10 protein-coding genes are annotated in these 12,980 nt (G+C 66.6%); 8 read left to right on the forward strand and 2 right to left on the reverse strand.

All coding sequences use genetic code 11. The features are described from left to right. A partial coding sequence (locus tag QZY48_RS24135) for a DUF1566 domain-containing protein (protein ID WP_295435868.1) occupies window positions 1-707 on the forward strand: 707 nt, incomplete at its 5' end. 518 nt (window positions 708-1,225) lie between these two features. Here the strand turns inward: QZY48_RS24135 and QZY48_RS24140 are convergent. Beyond that, a complete protein-coding gene (locus QZY48_RS24140; RefSeq protein WP_295435870.1) occupies window positions 1,226-2,212 on the reverse strand; it encodes a malate dehydrogenase in 987 nt (328 codons plus the stop codon). 215 nt (window positions 2,213-2,427) lie between these two features. Beyond that, window positions 2,428-3,039 carry a hypothetical protein gene (locus QZY48_RS24145; RefSeq protein WP_295435872.1) on the reverse strand — a complete coding sequence of 204 codons (612 nt, stop codon included), beginning with the start codon at window positions 3,037-3,039 and terminating at the stop codon, window positions 2,428-2,430. Window positions 3,040-3,540: 501 nt separating this feature from the next. Between QZY48_RS24145 and QZY48_RS24150 the strand changes: the two genes are divergently transcribed. The 7 genes from QZY48_RS24150 (at window position 3,541) to QZY48_RS24180 (ending at window position 12,880) form a co-directional block, all read left to right on the forward strand. Continuing rightward, window positions 3,541-4,614, forward strand: a complete 1,074-nt coding sequence (locus QZY48_RS24150) for a pilus assembly protein PilM (protein ID WP_295435874.1) — start codon at window positions 3,541-3,543, stop codon at window positions 4,612-4,614. After that, a complete protein-coding gene (locus QZY48_RS24155; protein ID WP_295435875.1) occupies window positions 4,614-5,186 on the forward strand; it encodes a PilN domain-containing protein in 573 nt (190 codons plus the stop codon). Before QZY48_RS24150 ends, QZY48_RS24155 begins: the two co-directional genes overlap by 1 nt. 54 nt (window positions 5,187-5,240) lie before the next feature. Further along, window positions 5,241-5,846: a type 4a pilus biogenesis protein PilO gene (locus tag QZY48_RS24160; RefSeq protein ID WP_295435877.1), complete on the forward strand. Its 606-nt coding sequence runs from the start codon at window positions 5,241-5,243 to the stop codon at window positions 5,844-5,846. A 71-nt stretch (window positions 5,847-5,917) separates the two neighbouring features. Further along, window positions 5,918-6,421 (forward strand): pilus assembly protein PilP, encoded by a 504-nt coding sequence (locus QZY48_RS24165; RefSeq protein WP_295435879.1) that lies wholly within the window; start codon window positions 5,918-5,920, stop codon window positions 6,419-6,421. 101 nt (window positions 6,422-6,522) lie between these two features. Next, on the forward strand, window positions 6,523-8,724 hold the full coding sequence (locus tag QZY48_RS24170; RefSeq protein WP_295435880.1) for a type IV pilus secretin PilQ: 2,202 nt from the start codon (window positions 6,523-6,525) through the stop codon (window positions 8,722-8,724). A gap of 49 nt (window positions 8,725-8,773) precedes the next feature. Beyond that, on the forward strand, window positions 8,774-9,667 hold the full coding sequence (locus QZY48_RS24175) for a YdcF family protein (protein WP_295435882.1): 894 nt from the start codon (window positions 8,774-8,776) through the stop codon (window positions 9,665-9,667). Window positions 9,668-9,706: 39 nt separating this feature from the next. After that, on the forward strand, window positions 9,707-12,880 hold the full coding sequence (locus QZY48_RS24180) for a PAS domain-containing protein (RefSeq protein ID WP_295435884.1): 3,174 nt from the start codon (window positions 9,707-9,709) through the stop codon (window positions 12,878-12,880). The last annotated feature ends 100 nt before the right edge of the window (window positions 12,881-12,980 follow it).

Below are 12,980 nucleotides of genomic sequence, written 5' to 3' on the forward strand. Positions count from 1 at the left end.
AATCATTCGGAAGGCGAGCGATGAAGACGACAATGACGGGCGCGGGACTGCTGGCGGGGGCGCTGCTGCTGGGCGGCGGTGCGGCCCAGGCGGGGCTGACCGACTACACGGCGGGTGGCGTGAACCTGGTCTTCGACAACGACTATGGCACGACGGGACTGACCTGGCTGAAAAACGCCAACCTGGCCGACACGGTGGACTTTGGCGTGCTCGGCATCGAGCCCGACGGCAAAATGAGCTGGGCCGTGGCCCAGAGCTGGATCACGGCGATGAACGCGGCCAACTATGCGGGCACCAACGGCTGGCGGCTGTGGTCGGCGCTGAATAGCAATGGTACGGGTCCGTGCGGCCCAGCCTTCAACTGCACCGGAAGTGAATTGGGGCACCTGTTCTACACCGAGGGCGGCCTGAGTCAAAACCAAAGCATTACCACCAGTGCTACGCTTAATCTACACTTCACCAACATGCAGTCGTCCGTGTACTGGTCCAGTACGCAGTTGTCGAATCCCCTCTACGCGTGGTACTTCGACACCGACGGCGGGCGCCAGACCAACGACCTCAAGGGCTACCAGTTCCTCGGTTGGGCCGTGCGCCCCGGACAAGTCGCCGCCGCCCCGCTACCCGCGACTGGCCTGCTGATGGCACTGGGCTTGCTGGCCCTCGGAGCTACCCGACGCGCGCGGCGAGCGACTTTGGTTATTCGGTGATTTGGATGATTCGGCGCTTTAGAGGGGGGGGCAGGGGGGATACTTCCCTCCTGTTTGCGCGCGTAGCGCGCGTGGGGTCTCGATAATGATCCCCGGCTACTGTGCTGCCCGCGAGGCCGCTGGTCCGCACAGCGGACCCTACGACCACAGCGGACCCTACCGGCACAGCGGACCCGACGGGCGCGCGGCCAACCCGTAGGGTCCGCTGCGCTGGCCGCTACCGGCCTTCTTGCTGATCGAACGGTTTGCATGACGGCCGAAGGCGCTCACGCGGCGGTGCGTGCGCCACGCCATGGGTGGCCGTGCGCGCGGAGTCCAAGGCTTCAGCCTTGGCGGGGAGGGCGCCAAGGCTGAAGCCTTGGACTCCAGCCTGTCCAGGCCTGCCTGCTGGACGATGGCCACCGGCGCCGCTTCCCTATTCAGCCGTACTCTTTACCAAGCGACGGGCCAGCATGACCCCTCATGTCGCGCTACGCCGCGGGCCATCCCTGGCCTCACCGAGAAGCCAAGGCCCGTCGCTAAAGCATGGACTTCACGGCTTCCGCCTCGTCCGTCAGCTCCTTCAACGTGATATTGATCTTCTCGCGGCTGTAGTCGTCGATCTCCAGGCCCGGGATGATCTTGAAGGCGCCGCCCTTGCACTCGCACGGCATGCCGAACACGATGCCGGCGGGGATGCCGTAGGAGCCGTCCGAGGGCACGCCCATGGTGACCCACTCGTCGGAACCGAGCACCCAGTCACGGACGTGGTCGATGGCGGCGTTGGCCGCGGACGCGGCGGAGGACAGGCCGCGGGCCTCGATGATGGCGGCGCCGCGCTTGCCGACGGTCGGCAGGAAGGTGTCGTTGTTCCAGGCGTGGTCGTTGATCAGGGCCTTGACGTTGTCGCCGTTGGAGGTCGTGTAGCGGTAGTCCGCGTACATGGTGGGGGAGTGGTTGCCCCAGACGACCAGTTGCTTCAGGGACGACACCGGACGGCCGATCTTGGCGGCCAGTTGCGACAGGGCGCGGTTGTGGTCCAGGCGCAGCATACCGTGGTAGTTGTTCGGGTCGGTGCGGCCGACCTTGCGGGCGGCGGCACCCGCGATGTAGGCGTTGGTGTTGGCGGGGTTGCCGACCACCAGGACCTTGACGGCCTCCTTGGCGTGGGTGGCGATGGCCTTGCCCTGCACGGTGAAAATGGCGCCGTTGGCGCTCAGCAGATCGGCGCGCTCCATGCCCTTGGTGCGCGGGCGGGCGCCGACCAGCAGGCAGACGTCGGCGTCCTTGAAGGCGACGTTCGGGTCATCGGTGCTGATCATGCCGGCGAGCAGCGGGAAGGCGCAGTCCTCAAGTTCCATCATGACGCCCTGCGCGGCGAGCTGCGCCTGCGGCAGGTCGAGCAGCTGCAGGATGACCGGCTGGTCGCGGCCGAGCATGTCGCCGGAGGCGATACGGAACAGCAGGCTATAAGCAATCTGGCCGGCGGCGCCGGAAACGGCGACGCGCATGGCGGGTTTGGACATAGGTCACTCCGGTAGGACAGGGCGTGGTGGGAATGGTGCGATAGCGGCGGCCGGTGCCGGTCGGATTCCTCGGGAAGATAACAAGCGCCGGAAAACCAAGATGTTAAAAGTTCCTGGTGGTGCTGTCAATGCATCATTATGCAGGACTGGCAGGACCAGAAAATGGCTGATCCAACCCGGTGGGGCTCCGACAAATTCCGAAACCTCAATACTGTCTATTCGCCGTCCTCGGTCAGCAGACGTTCCAGTTCGACGCTGTCGAGTCCCCGCTCGGGCCGCTCGGTCACCGGGTCCAGCGGCGGGTTGCGCAGGGCCTGGCGCGGCAGCACGACGAGTTCGATGGGGGTCTCGCCGGCCACGAAGCGCAACGCCGGGTGGGTGCGACGCTCCCCGTTGCCGTAGCGAAGACTGCGCTCGCGCTCGTGCCAGGGGATCCGCGCCTCGATCAACGCGAACACCACGTCCTCCGGGCGCTCCGCATAGAGGCGCAGTTGCACGCCCGCGGCGACCTGGACTGACCCATGCAGCAGGGGGCCGATCAGGCGCGGGCTGAAGGCGCTGAAGCGGCGCATGGCCTGGAGCGCGTCGCCGCGCAAGCGCTGGAGTGCCGCGGCCTGCGCGGCGCCGGGGAAGAGCCGGCGCTGGGTCAAGAGCGCCTCCTGGATCGCCTCGTTGGTCGGCCAACTGCGTCGATCGAGGATGCCGATGCGCGCGGCGGCCTTGCGGCGCGCCCGGTCGAAGTCCGACAGGTCCTGCTCTACCATGATGCGGGCCGCCTCGTAGGCGATGCGCCAGTGCGCCGCGTTCAAACGGTCTCGTCCTGCCATGGGGTACCTCCGTTCGCGCCGCCCGGCAAGGACCGTTCCGCCGCACGCGGACGCAACGTAACGCGCGGAATCAACGTCTCGGGCGACCTGCCGGGCGATTGTTCGGGGTTTGCGCCAGTGCCTTCCAACCAATTGAATAATCGCAGATTATTTGCTTTCATGGGCGGCTGTCGACGCGTTTCGGGCGCCCGCGTGGCGCAGCGCCTCACATGGGGCTCGCGGCGGCGCTGCGATGCAGGCATAGTGTCGGGCGGCGAGGGGAGCCCGAACATTAACACGCACGCCTGGTCGGCGCATTTTTTTGCAGTCGCGATGCGGCGGCCGCTCGCGGGTGGCACTGGTCCCCGGCGGGTCGGCCCTCTACACGGCACTACTATGGGGGTTGCAGGTTTCGGGTCCCAGGTTCTCCCACAAAACATTCTCGGTTTGATATAGTTAGCGAGCCATTCAGTGGTCCAATGTAGGTCCTCCGCGCAAGCTCCCAGGTTTTAAGAGAATCCCATGTTCGGTCTTCGCCGCAAAAACAAGGCCATACTGGGCATCGACATCAGTTCGACCGCCATCAAGCTGATCGAGTTGTCGCAGAGCGTCGGCTCGAGCACGGCCCTGTACCGGGTCGAGACCTTTGCCATCGAGCCCCTGCCGAGCAACGCGGTGGTGGAGAAGAAGATCGCCGACGCCGACGCGGTGGGCCAGTGCATCCAGCGGGCGGTGCTGCGGGCCGGCACCAAAACCAAGCGCGCCGCGGTGGCCGTGTCCGGGTCCGCGGTCATCACCAAGGTGATCTCGATGTCCGCCGCGCTGAGTGACGCGGAGATGGAGAACCAGATCCAGTTGGAGGCGGACCAGTACATCCCCTATCCGCTGGAGGAGGTGAACATCGACTTCGACGTGCTGGGGTCGTCCCAGGCGAGTGCGGACATGGTCGACGTCCTGCTCGCCGCCTCCCGCCGCGAAAACGTGGACGACCGCGTGAACGCCCTGGAGATCGGCGGTCTGACCGCCGCGGTGGTCGATGTCGAGGCTTACGCCATGGAGAACGCCTGTAGCCTCATTCTGGGCGGCCGCGGCGACGAGCACACGGAGCAGACCGTCGCGGTGGCCGACGTCGGCGCCTCCACGACGACCCTGCATGTGCTCCACGAGGGCCAGGTGGTGTACACGCGTGAGCAGAATTTCGGCGGCCAACAACTCATCGATGAGGTGCAGCGGCGCTATGGGTTGCCGCGCGATCAGGCCACCCAGAAGATCCTCGACGGCGACGTTGCCGAGAATTACGACACGGAGGTCTTGAGTCCCTTCAAGGAGGCGCTGGCCCAGCAGATCAGTCGGGCGCTCCAGTTCTTTTATTCCGGTTCCACCTTCAGTCGGGTCGATCAGGTGATCCTGGCCGGCGGTGCCGCCAGTATCCGCAAGATCGATGAATTGGTCGAGGAGCGCCTGGGTCTGCCCACCATGGTGGCGAATCCCTTCACGCAGATGTCGCTCTCGCCCCGCGTCAAGGCGCAGGAGCTGATGCGCGAGGCCCCCGGGCTGATGGTTGCCGTGGGTCTTGCGTTGCGAGGATTCGACTGATGGCCCGGATCAATCTACTCCCCTGGCGTGAGGCCGAACGGCGGCGGCGGCGGCGGGAATTCGCCATCGTTGCCGGGGTCGCGCTGGGGGCGGCCTTGCTGAGCGCGATCGGGGTGCATTTTTGGTTCCAGTCCAGGATCGAGGCGCAGCAGGCGCGCAACCGCTACATCGATGACCAGATCAGTCAGCTCAACCGCCAGATCAAGGAGATCCAGACCCTGGAGGAGACCAAGGCCAAGCTGCTTGCCCGCATGAACATCATCCAGCAGCTGCAACAGAGCCGCCCGGAGGTGGTCAGACTCTTTGACGAACTGGTGGCGGCGATTCCCGAGGGGGTCTATCTGACGAAGCTGGAGCAGACTGGACGCAATATCGTGTTGGAGGGGCGCGCCCAGTCGAACGCCCGGGTCTCGGCCTTCATGCGCAGCGTCGAGGGGTCCGCCTGGCTCGGCAACCCGCGCCTGCTCCTGATCGAACACAAAGACAAGACCGGGACCGGCTTGAGTCATTTCCGCCTGTCTTTCGACCAGATACAACCCGTCGCCGGCCGCGACGGCAACAAACCGTCGTAACCGTGCCGCGACGCGGCACGCGCGACCAGAGCGAACCTTCCGGATCAAAGCCCCATGGACCTGCGTGACCTGCGCGAACTCGATCTGAACAACATCGGCGAATGGCCGCTGCTGATCAAGGCGTTTGCCATCCTGCTGTGCTGCGGCGCGCTCGCGGGGGCCTTCTATTACCTGGACTGGGAGTCTCAATTGGGCCGCTGGAAGGAGGAAGAGGCTAAAGAGCTGGAGCTGCGCAAGACCTTCGAGACCAAGCAGCGCAAGGCCGCCAATCTCAATGCCTACCGTCAGCAGCTCGAGGAGATGAAGGAGTCCTTCGGTGCCATGTTGCGGCAACTCCCGGACAAGACCGAGGTGGCCGGCCTGCTGGTGGACGTGTCCCAGACCGGGTTGGCGGCGGGACTGGAATTCGAGCTATTCCAGCCCGAGGGCGAGCAGTCGAAGGATTTTTATGCGGAGTTACCGATCAACATTCGGGTGACCGGCCGCTATCACGAATTCGGGCGCTTCATCAGCGGGCTCGCCGCGCTGCCGCGCATCGTGACCATCCACAACGTCAAGATCAGCAATCCGGCGGGTGAACGCGGCGCGGCGGACTCCAAGCTGATGCTCCAGGCGCAGGTGAAGACCTACCGTTATCTGGATGAGGCCGCGACCAAATGACCAGGCGCGTTTGCCCGCGGTCCGGAACCATTCCAGTACCCGCGCGGGGGCGGCGTGTCGGACGCCTGCCGATGCGCTCGGCGGTGCTCCTGTCGGCCTTGCTCGTCGGGTGCGGCGGCGATCAGAGTGATCTGGAAGACTATGTTCGCAAGGTCAAGGCCCGTGACCCGGGGGCCATCGAGCCCCTTCCGGAGATCAAGCAGATCAATACCTACGTCTACGAGCCGGCCGAGCGGCGGGACCCGTTCGTGGTGGACGCGCGCGGGGTCGACCAGCCTGTCGGCGCGCCCGGGAGCAGCCTGGCCCCCGATCCCCTGCGCCGCAAGGAAGAGCTTGAGGGGTTTGCCTTGGACGCCCTGCGGATGGTCGGCACCCTGGAACAGAATCAGACCAAATGGGCACTGATCCGCAGCCCGAACGGCATCCTTCACCGGGTGCGGGTCGGCAACTACTTAGGGATGAACAATGGTCAGATCGTCAACATCAGTGATGAGGCGATCCAATTGACCGAAATCGTATCGGAAGGCCCCGGCGAGTGGCGCGAGCGCCAAGCCACGGTCGCGCTCACCCAATGACCCGTGGAGGGCAAGCCGCGATGATGAGCCCAAGTTACCCCCGCCCGCGCCGGTGCGCGCGCGGCGCCCGTCCTGCGCCGCCAAGGTTCCTGATTGCAGGGTTGACCTGGTGGCTACTGTTCGCCTGTGCCGTCGGCGCCGCCCCGACCCAGGCCGTCGATCTTCAGAACGTGGAGTTTGCCGCCCTGCCCGGCAACCGGGTCGAGATCCAACTGAGCTTCTCCGGACCCGTCGCCGCCCCCACCTCCTTCGCCACCGAGTCGCCGGCGCGCATCGCGCTGGACTTCGAGGGGGCTACCAGCAAACTCGATCGCAAGGCGATTCCCATTAATGTGGGTGCCGTCCACAGCCTGATCGCCGTGGAGGCCAGCAATCGCACCCGGGTGGTGGTCAACCTCAACGAATCGGTTCCCTATGACGTTAGCGCCAACGGCAATAAGGTCACGCTCAAGATCAGCACCCAGGACGCCCCGGCCAGCGTGGCGCCGCCGCCCCGACCCGTGGAGCAGCCCGCACCCGCGCCTGGCCCCGCGGCCAGCCAGGTTGCCGGTGCGCGTCCCGCGTCCGCGAGTGGGCCGGCCGCTGCCCCCCGTTCCGCGGGCGCGGGCGGGGCGGTGCGCGACATCGATTTTCGGCGCGGCACCGGCGGCGAGGGGCGGGTCGTGATCAAGCTGCCCAGTGCCAAGACCCGGGTGGCCGTGCGCGAACAGGCCGGGCATGTCTTCGTCGAACTCTATGACAGTTCGCTGCCCGAGCGCCTGTTCCGGCGTCTGGACGTGACCGATTTCGCCACCCCGGTGACCGCGGTGGAGTCCAAGCGGAGCGGGCGCAACGTCGTGCTCGATATCCAGGCGGCGGGGGAGTGGGACTACCTGGCCTATCAGACCGATGACCTCTTTACCCTGGAGTTCCGTGCCCTGACGCCGGCGGAGAAGGAACAGAACGAGAAGAAAAAGGTCGTCTTCAAAGGTGATCGCCTCTCGCTGAATTTTCAGGACATCGAGGTGCGCGCGGTCCTGCAATTGCTGGCCGACTTCACCGGCCTCAACCTGATCGCCAGCGATAACGTGCGCGGCAACATTACGCTGCGCCTGAAGAATGTCCCCTGGGACCAGGCCCTGGACATCATCTTAAAGAGCAAGGGACTGGCGATGCGTCAGACCGATAACGTCATCATGGTGGCGCCGAGTCAGGAGTTGGCCGCGGCGGAGAAGCTGGAACTGGAATCCCAAAAGCAGATCGAGGAGTTGGCCCCCTTGCGCACCGAGTACATTCAGGTCAACTACGCCAAGGCGGCCGACCTCGCGACCATGCTCAAGTCCGACAAGAGCAACCTGCTGACCAAGGATCGCGGCAATGTGACGGTTGACGTACGCACCAACACCCTGCTGGTGCAGGACACGACGGCGAAATTGGAGGACATCCGGCGCTTGGTCGGGCGTCTCGACGTGCCGGTGCGCCAGGTCATGATCGAGTCGCGTATCGTGATCGCGAACAATGATTTCGCGCGTGACCTGGGCGTGCGCTTCGGGGTCTCGGGGGCCACGGGGAGCTTGTCGTCAACCCAGATGATGACCGCGGGCGGGATGCCGGGGAACATTGGCATCAGCGGGTACGACAAGGGTTCGTTCGGCCTCGACGTGAGTAAGACGCCGGTGCTGCCCTTTAACGCGGGGCTCGAGAATCCGGCGAACTCCGGCAACCAGTCCCTGCTCGTCAACCTGCCCGCCGTCGCCCCCTCCGGTGCCGTGAATTTCCTGATCGGAAAAGTTGGATCCTATCTGATGCAGCTCGAACTGTCCGCCATGCAGTTGGAGGGCCGCGGTGAGATCATCTCCAGCCCCAGGGTCATTACCTCCGACGCCAAGAAGGCCACGATCAAAATGGGCCAACAGGTGCCCTACACGACGAGTGCCGGGGGCGGCGGCGGGGCCACCACGACCGAGTTCAAGGACGCGGTGCTCCAACTCGATGTGACGCCCCAGATCACCCCGGACGACCGTGTCATCATGGAACTGAGGGTCAACAAAGATGCTCCGGACTGGACCAAGGTGACCGCCTCAGGCGTTCCCATCAATACCCGCTCGGTCGAGACGACGGTACTGGTGGACAATGGTGAGACCGTGGTCCTGGGCGGTGTCTTTGAACGGGAGAAGGCCTACAACAAGGAGCAGGTACCCTGGTTGGGCGATGTCCCCATGCTCGGGCGTCTGTTCAAGAAGGAGGCGCGCAAAGATAACAACTCCGAGTTGTTGATCTTCGTCACGCCAAAGATCCTGAAGGGTGAGGCGGTGCGCAACTGACTCTGAACCAGCGCCCCGGGCGCTGGTTGCGGTGCGCAGCACGACGGTCATGACGATCTATCTCGCTCTCAAGACCCTGTTGTTGCCACCGGGGATCATCATCCTGCTGCTTGCCGTCGGCTTCCTGCTCGTGCGCGGGGCCTTGGGGCGGCTGCTGGTGTTCACCGGGACTGCCACCCTGACGCTGCTGTGCCTGCCCGTCGTCGCGACGCTGCTGATGGCGCCTTTGGAGCCCTATCCGCCCCTGGACCTCCAGAAGCCGCTGCCGACCCAGGCCCAGGCCATTCTGGTGCTGGGCGCCGGGTTTGCCACCACCGGGGGCGAGTATGGGGGCCCGACGTTGGACGGTTTCAGCCTGCAACGGGTGCGTTACGGGGCCTGGCTGCATCGCGCCACCGGTCTGCCGATCTATGTGACCGGCGGTGGGCCCACGGACGGTGAACCGGCCGTGGGCGACCTGATGGCGCGGACCTTGCGGGAGGAGTTCGCGCTCCCGGTGGCCGGCGTGGAAAACCGCAGCCGCACGACCTGGGAGAATGCGGCCTACTCCAAACCGATGCTCGAGCGTGCCGGGGTCTCCGGCGTGCTGCTGGTCAGCGACGCCTGGCATCTGCCGCGGGCGGTGGAGGTCTGCGAGCGGGCCGGCATCGGCGTGATCCCGGCCCCTACCGGGGCTGTTTCAATCCCGAACTGGCGACAAGGGCTTGGTCTGGTCGACTGGCTGCCCTCGGCGCGGGCCTTCCCCATCAGCTATTTTGCTCTGCATGAGCATCTGGGGCGGCTCTGGTATCAGGTCCGTCAGTGGGCGCAGGGCATGCCGCGGGTCGCGCCCGGGGCGGATCAGGCGCGGCTCCAGGACCTGTCGCCAGCAAGGTTCAGCGCGGCGGTGCCGCAGGCCGTTGAGCCAAACGCCGCCGAGGGCATCCGAGGCAATGCATCGTGAGCCCCCCTCCCGAGCCGCCTTGCTCAGGTTGAGGCCGCAATGATCGCTCCGGCCTTGCTCGGCCTGATCCATAACGCCGCTCTGCTCCTGGCCCTGGCCCTGGTCCTGGACCTTTTTATCCGCGGCGCCGGGGATCGCGGGTCCGTACCGGCGCGCCTGCTCGCCGGCGGCCTCATCGGGGCCATCGGGGCCGCGATCATGCTGGCGCCCTGGCCCCTGGTCCCCGGGCTCGTCTTTGATAGCCGTTCGGTCCTGCTGGCCGTGAGCGGGCTTTTCTTCGGTGCCGTGCCGACCCTGGTGGCCATGGCCGTAACCGCCGCCCTGCGGCTCTACCAGGGCGGCCTGGGGGCGCCGGTCGGGATCAGCGCGATCCTTGCCGCCGGGGCCCTCGGCATCGCTTGGCGGTACCTGCGCCCGGCACCGGAGCGTCTGTCACTGCGCGAGTTTTACCTGTTCGGGGTCCTGGTCCATGCCGTCGTGCTGGTCTTGATGATGATCATGCTGCCGCCGTCGGCCGCGGCCCTGGTGCTCCAGCGCATGGTCTGGCCGGTGCTCGCGATCTACCCGGTGGCCACCCTCTTCCTGGCCGCCCTGATGGCCGCCCGGGTACGCCGTCAGCAGCGCGAGTCGGCCCTGCGCCAGGAGCAGGCGCTGCTGCGCCATACCCAGGAGATTGCCCGACTCGGCGGCTGGGAATACGAGGTCGCGACTGGGCAGCGGCAATGGACCGAGGAGGTCTACCGCATCTTTGGGCTTACCCGTGACTACGACCCCAGCGACACCGAGCGTAACATCGCCTTCTATGTCCCGGAGGATCGCCCGCGGATGGCCGCGGCCTTCCAACGTGCCCTGGATCTCGGTGAATCCTATGATCTGGAGCTGCGGCTCATTACCGCGCAGGGCGAGCGTCGGTGGGTGCGTACCCGCGCCGAGGCCGAGGTGCGCGGCGGTCAGGTGGTGCGGCTCTTCGGCAGCCTCCTGGATATCACCGATCGCCGCCAGGCGGAGGAGCAGGTGCGTGCCGCCCAGGCCGAGACGGCCCGCCTGCTCGCCGTCTCGGACCAGGCGCGCGCCGACTTGCTGCGCCTGCTGGAGGAGCAGGAGCGCACGGCGCAGACCCTGCGCGAGAGCGAGGAGCGCACCCGCCTGCTGACCGAACAGGTACCGGTCATCCTCTACCGGGCCTCCCTGGACCCGGGCAGCCCGAAGCTCTATGTCAGCCCACGGATCGGCGACCTGGGCTACACGCCGGAGGCGTTGACCGCGGCCCCTGAATTGTGGATGCGGCTGATCCACCCCGACGACCGCCAACCGGTCCTTGATGCCTTGGCGGCATTGCCCCAGGGTGGCGGGGCCCTGGCCATGGACTATCGCCTGGCGACCCGCGACGGTCGGTGGCGGCATTACCACGATGCGGCGCAGGTGGTGCGGGATGGCGAGGGTCGCCCGCGCTACCTCCAGGGGGTGATGCTCGATGTGACCGAGGCGCGGCTGGCGGAGCAGACCTTGATCCTGCAGGCACGCCGCGCCACTGCCCTGCTGGACCTGCCGGGGGCCGCCGAGCGCTTGGACGAGCGGGCCTTCATGCAGTACGGACTGGAGCTGGCGGAGGGGCTCACCGGGAGCCGGATCGGGTTTACCCACTTCGTCCATGATGACCAAGAGCAGGTCGAGATGGTCGCCTGGTCCAGGGCCACCCTGGAGCATTACTGCCAGGCCGCCTATGACCGTCACTACCCCGTCAGTGAAGCGGGAATCTGGGCCGAGGCCCTGCGTCGGCGCGCCCCGGTGGTCTTCAACGACTATGTCGGCGCCCCCCAGGAGGAAATCGCCCGGCGCGGGCTCCCGGCCGGTCACGCGGCGCTCGCGCGTCTGGTCAGCGTGCCGGTCCTGGAGTCCGGACTGGTGCGGATGATCGCCGGGGTCGGCAACAAACCCGAGCCCTACACGGACCTGGACGTGGAGACCGTCCAGCTCCTGGCCAATGAGGTGTGGCGGATCGTCCGCCAGCGGCGCGACGAGGCCCAACTGCGCAAGCTCGCCCAGGCGGTGGAGCAGAGCCCGGAGAGCATCGTCATCACCGACCTGGAGGGCCGGATCGAGTATGTCAACGAGGCCTGCGAGCGTGCCACCGGCTACGCTCGCGCCGAGTCCATCGGCCGCAACCCGCGCATCCTGCGCTCCGGCAAGACCCCGGCGTCCACCTACCGGGCCCTGTGGGAGGCCCTGACCCAGGGCCGGCCCTGGCTGGGCGAGTTCATCAACCGGCGCCGCGACGGCAGTGAGTATACCGAGCACGCCATCATCACTCCGCTGCGCCGACCCGACGGGTCCATCACCCACTATGTTGCGGTGAAGGAGGATATCACCGAAAAACAGCGGGTGGCCGAGGAGCTGGACGGCTATCGTCACCACCTGGAGGAACTGGTGGCGAGCCGAACCCTGGAGTTGTCAGCGGCGCGCGCCCGGGCGGAGGCCGCCAACCAGGCCAAAAGCGACTTCCTGGCCAACATGAGCCACGAGATCCGCACGCCCATGAACGCCATCGTCGGGCTGACCCACCTGCTCGCGCGCACCCCGGTCACGCCCGCCCAAGCCGAGCGGCTGCGGCGTATCGACGGCGCCGCCCGGCACCTGCTGGCCATCCTCAACGACATCCTGGACCTGTCCAAGATCGAGGCCGGGCGCCTGGAACTGGAGGGCTGCGATTTCGTGTTGGGCCGCGTTTTGGAACAGGTCCGTTCCCTGGTCGCGGAGCAGGCCGCCGCCAAGGGTCTGACCCTGGAGGTGGAGCCGGACGTCGCGCCCCGGTGGCTGCACGGGGACCCCATGCGCCTGCGTCAGGCCCTGCTCAACTATGCGGCGAATGCAGTCAAATTCACCGAGCGCGGCGGGGTGCGGCTGCGCGCCCGGATACTCGAAGAGGCGCCCACGGGGCTGCTGGTGCGCTGCGAGGTGCAGGACACCGGCATCGGCATCGCCGCGGAGCAACTGCCGCGCCTGTTCGGCGCCTTCGAGCAGGCGGATGCCTCAACGACCCGCCGCTACGGCGGCACCGGCCTGGGGTTGGCGATCACCCGCCGGCTGGCGCAGTTGATGGGCGGGGAGGCCGGGGCCCAGAGCGTGCCGGGGCAGGGGAGCACCTTCTGGTTCACGGTGCGCTTGGGCCGTGGTCATCGCGCCGAGCAAAGCTCGGCGTCTCTTGCCGGGTGAAAGTCCCGGTCGGGTAAGGGTTAGCCGCCCGCCCGTATCGAGTGTTGGTCCCGTTGCGGAGTAGGGTAACCTGCGAACAACAGACGGGGCAAGCGTACAC

It is taken from the genome of uncultured Thiodictyon sp. (assembly GCF_903828115.1).
Lineage (GTDB): Bacteria > Pseudomonadota > Gammaproteobacteria > Chromatiales > Chromatiaceae > Thiodictyon.

What these genes read in the sequence shown, in the direction of transcription:
- QZY48_RS24140 (WP_295435870.1), bottom strand. Translation starts at nt 2,212, where the DNA reads ATGTCCAAACCCGCCATGCGCGTCGCCGTTTCCGGCGCCGCCGGCCAG.
- QZY48_RS24180 (WP_295435884.1), top strand. Translation starts at nt 9,707, where the DNA reads ATGATCGCTCCGGCCTTGCTCGGCCTGATCCATAACGCCGCTCTGCTC.
- QZY48_RS24150 (WP_295435874.1), top strand. Translation starts at nt 3,541, where the DNA reads ATGTTCGGTCTTCGCCGCAAAAACAAGGCCATACTGGGCATCGACATC.
- QZY48_RS24160 (WP_295435877.1), top strand. Translation starts at nt 5,241, where the DNA reads ATGGACCTGCGTGACCTGCGCGAACTCGATCTGAACAACATCGGCGAA.
- QZY48_RS24155 (WP_295435875.1), top strand. Translation starts at nt 4,614, where the DNA reads ATGGCCCGGATCAATCTACTCCCCTGGCGTGAGGCCGAACGGCGGCGG.
- QZY48_RS24175 (WP_295435882.1), top strand. Translation starts at nt 8,774, where the DNA reads ATGACGATCTATCTCGCTCTCAAGACCCTGTTGTTGCCACCGGGGATC.
- QZY48_RS24165 (WP_295435879.1), top strand. Translation starts at nt 5,918, where the DNA reads ATGCGCTCGGCGGTGCTCCTGTCGGCCTTGCTCGTCGGGTGCGGCGGC.
- QZY48_RS24145 (WP_295435872.1), bottom strand. Translation starts at nt 3,039, where the DNA reads ATGGCAGGACGAGACCGTTTGAACGCGGCGCACTGGCGCATCGCCTAC.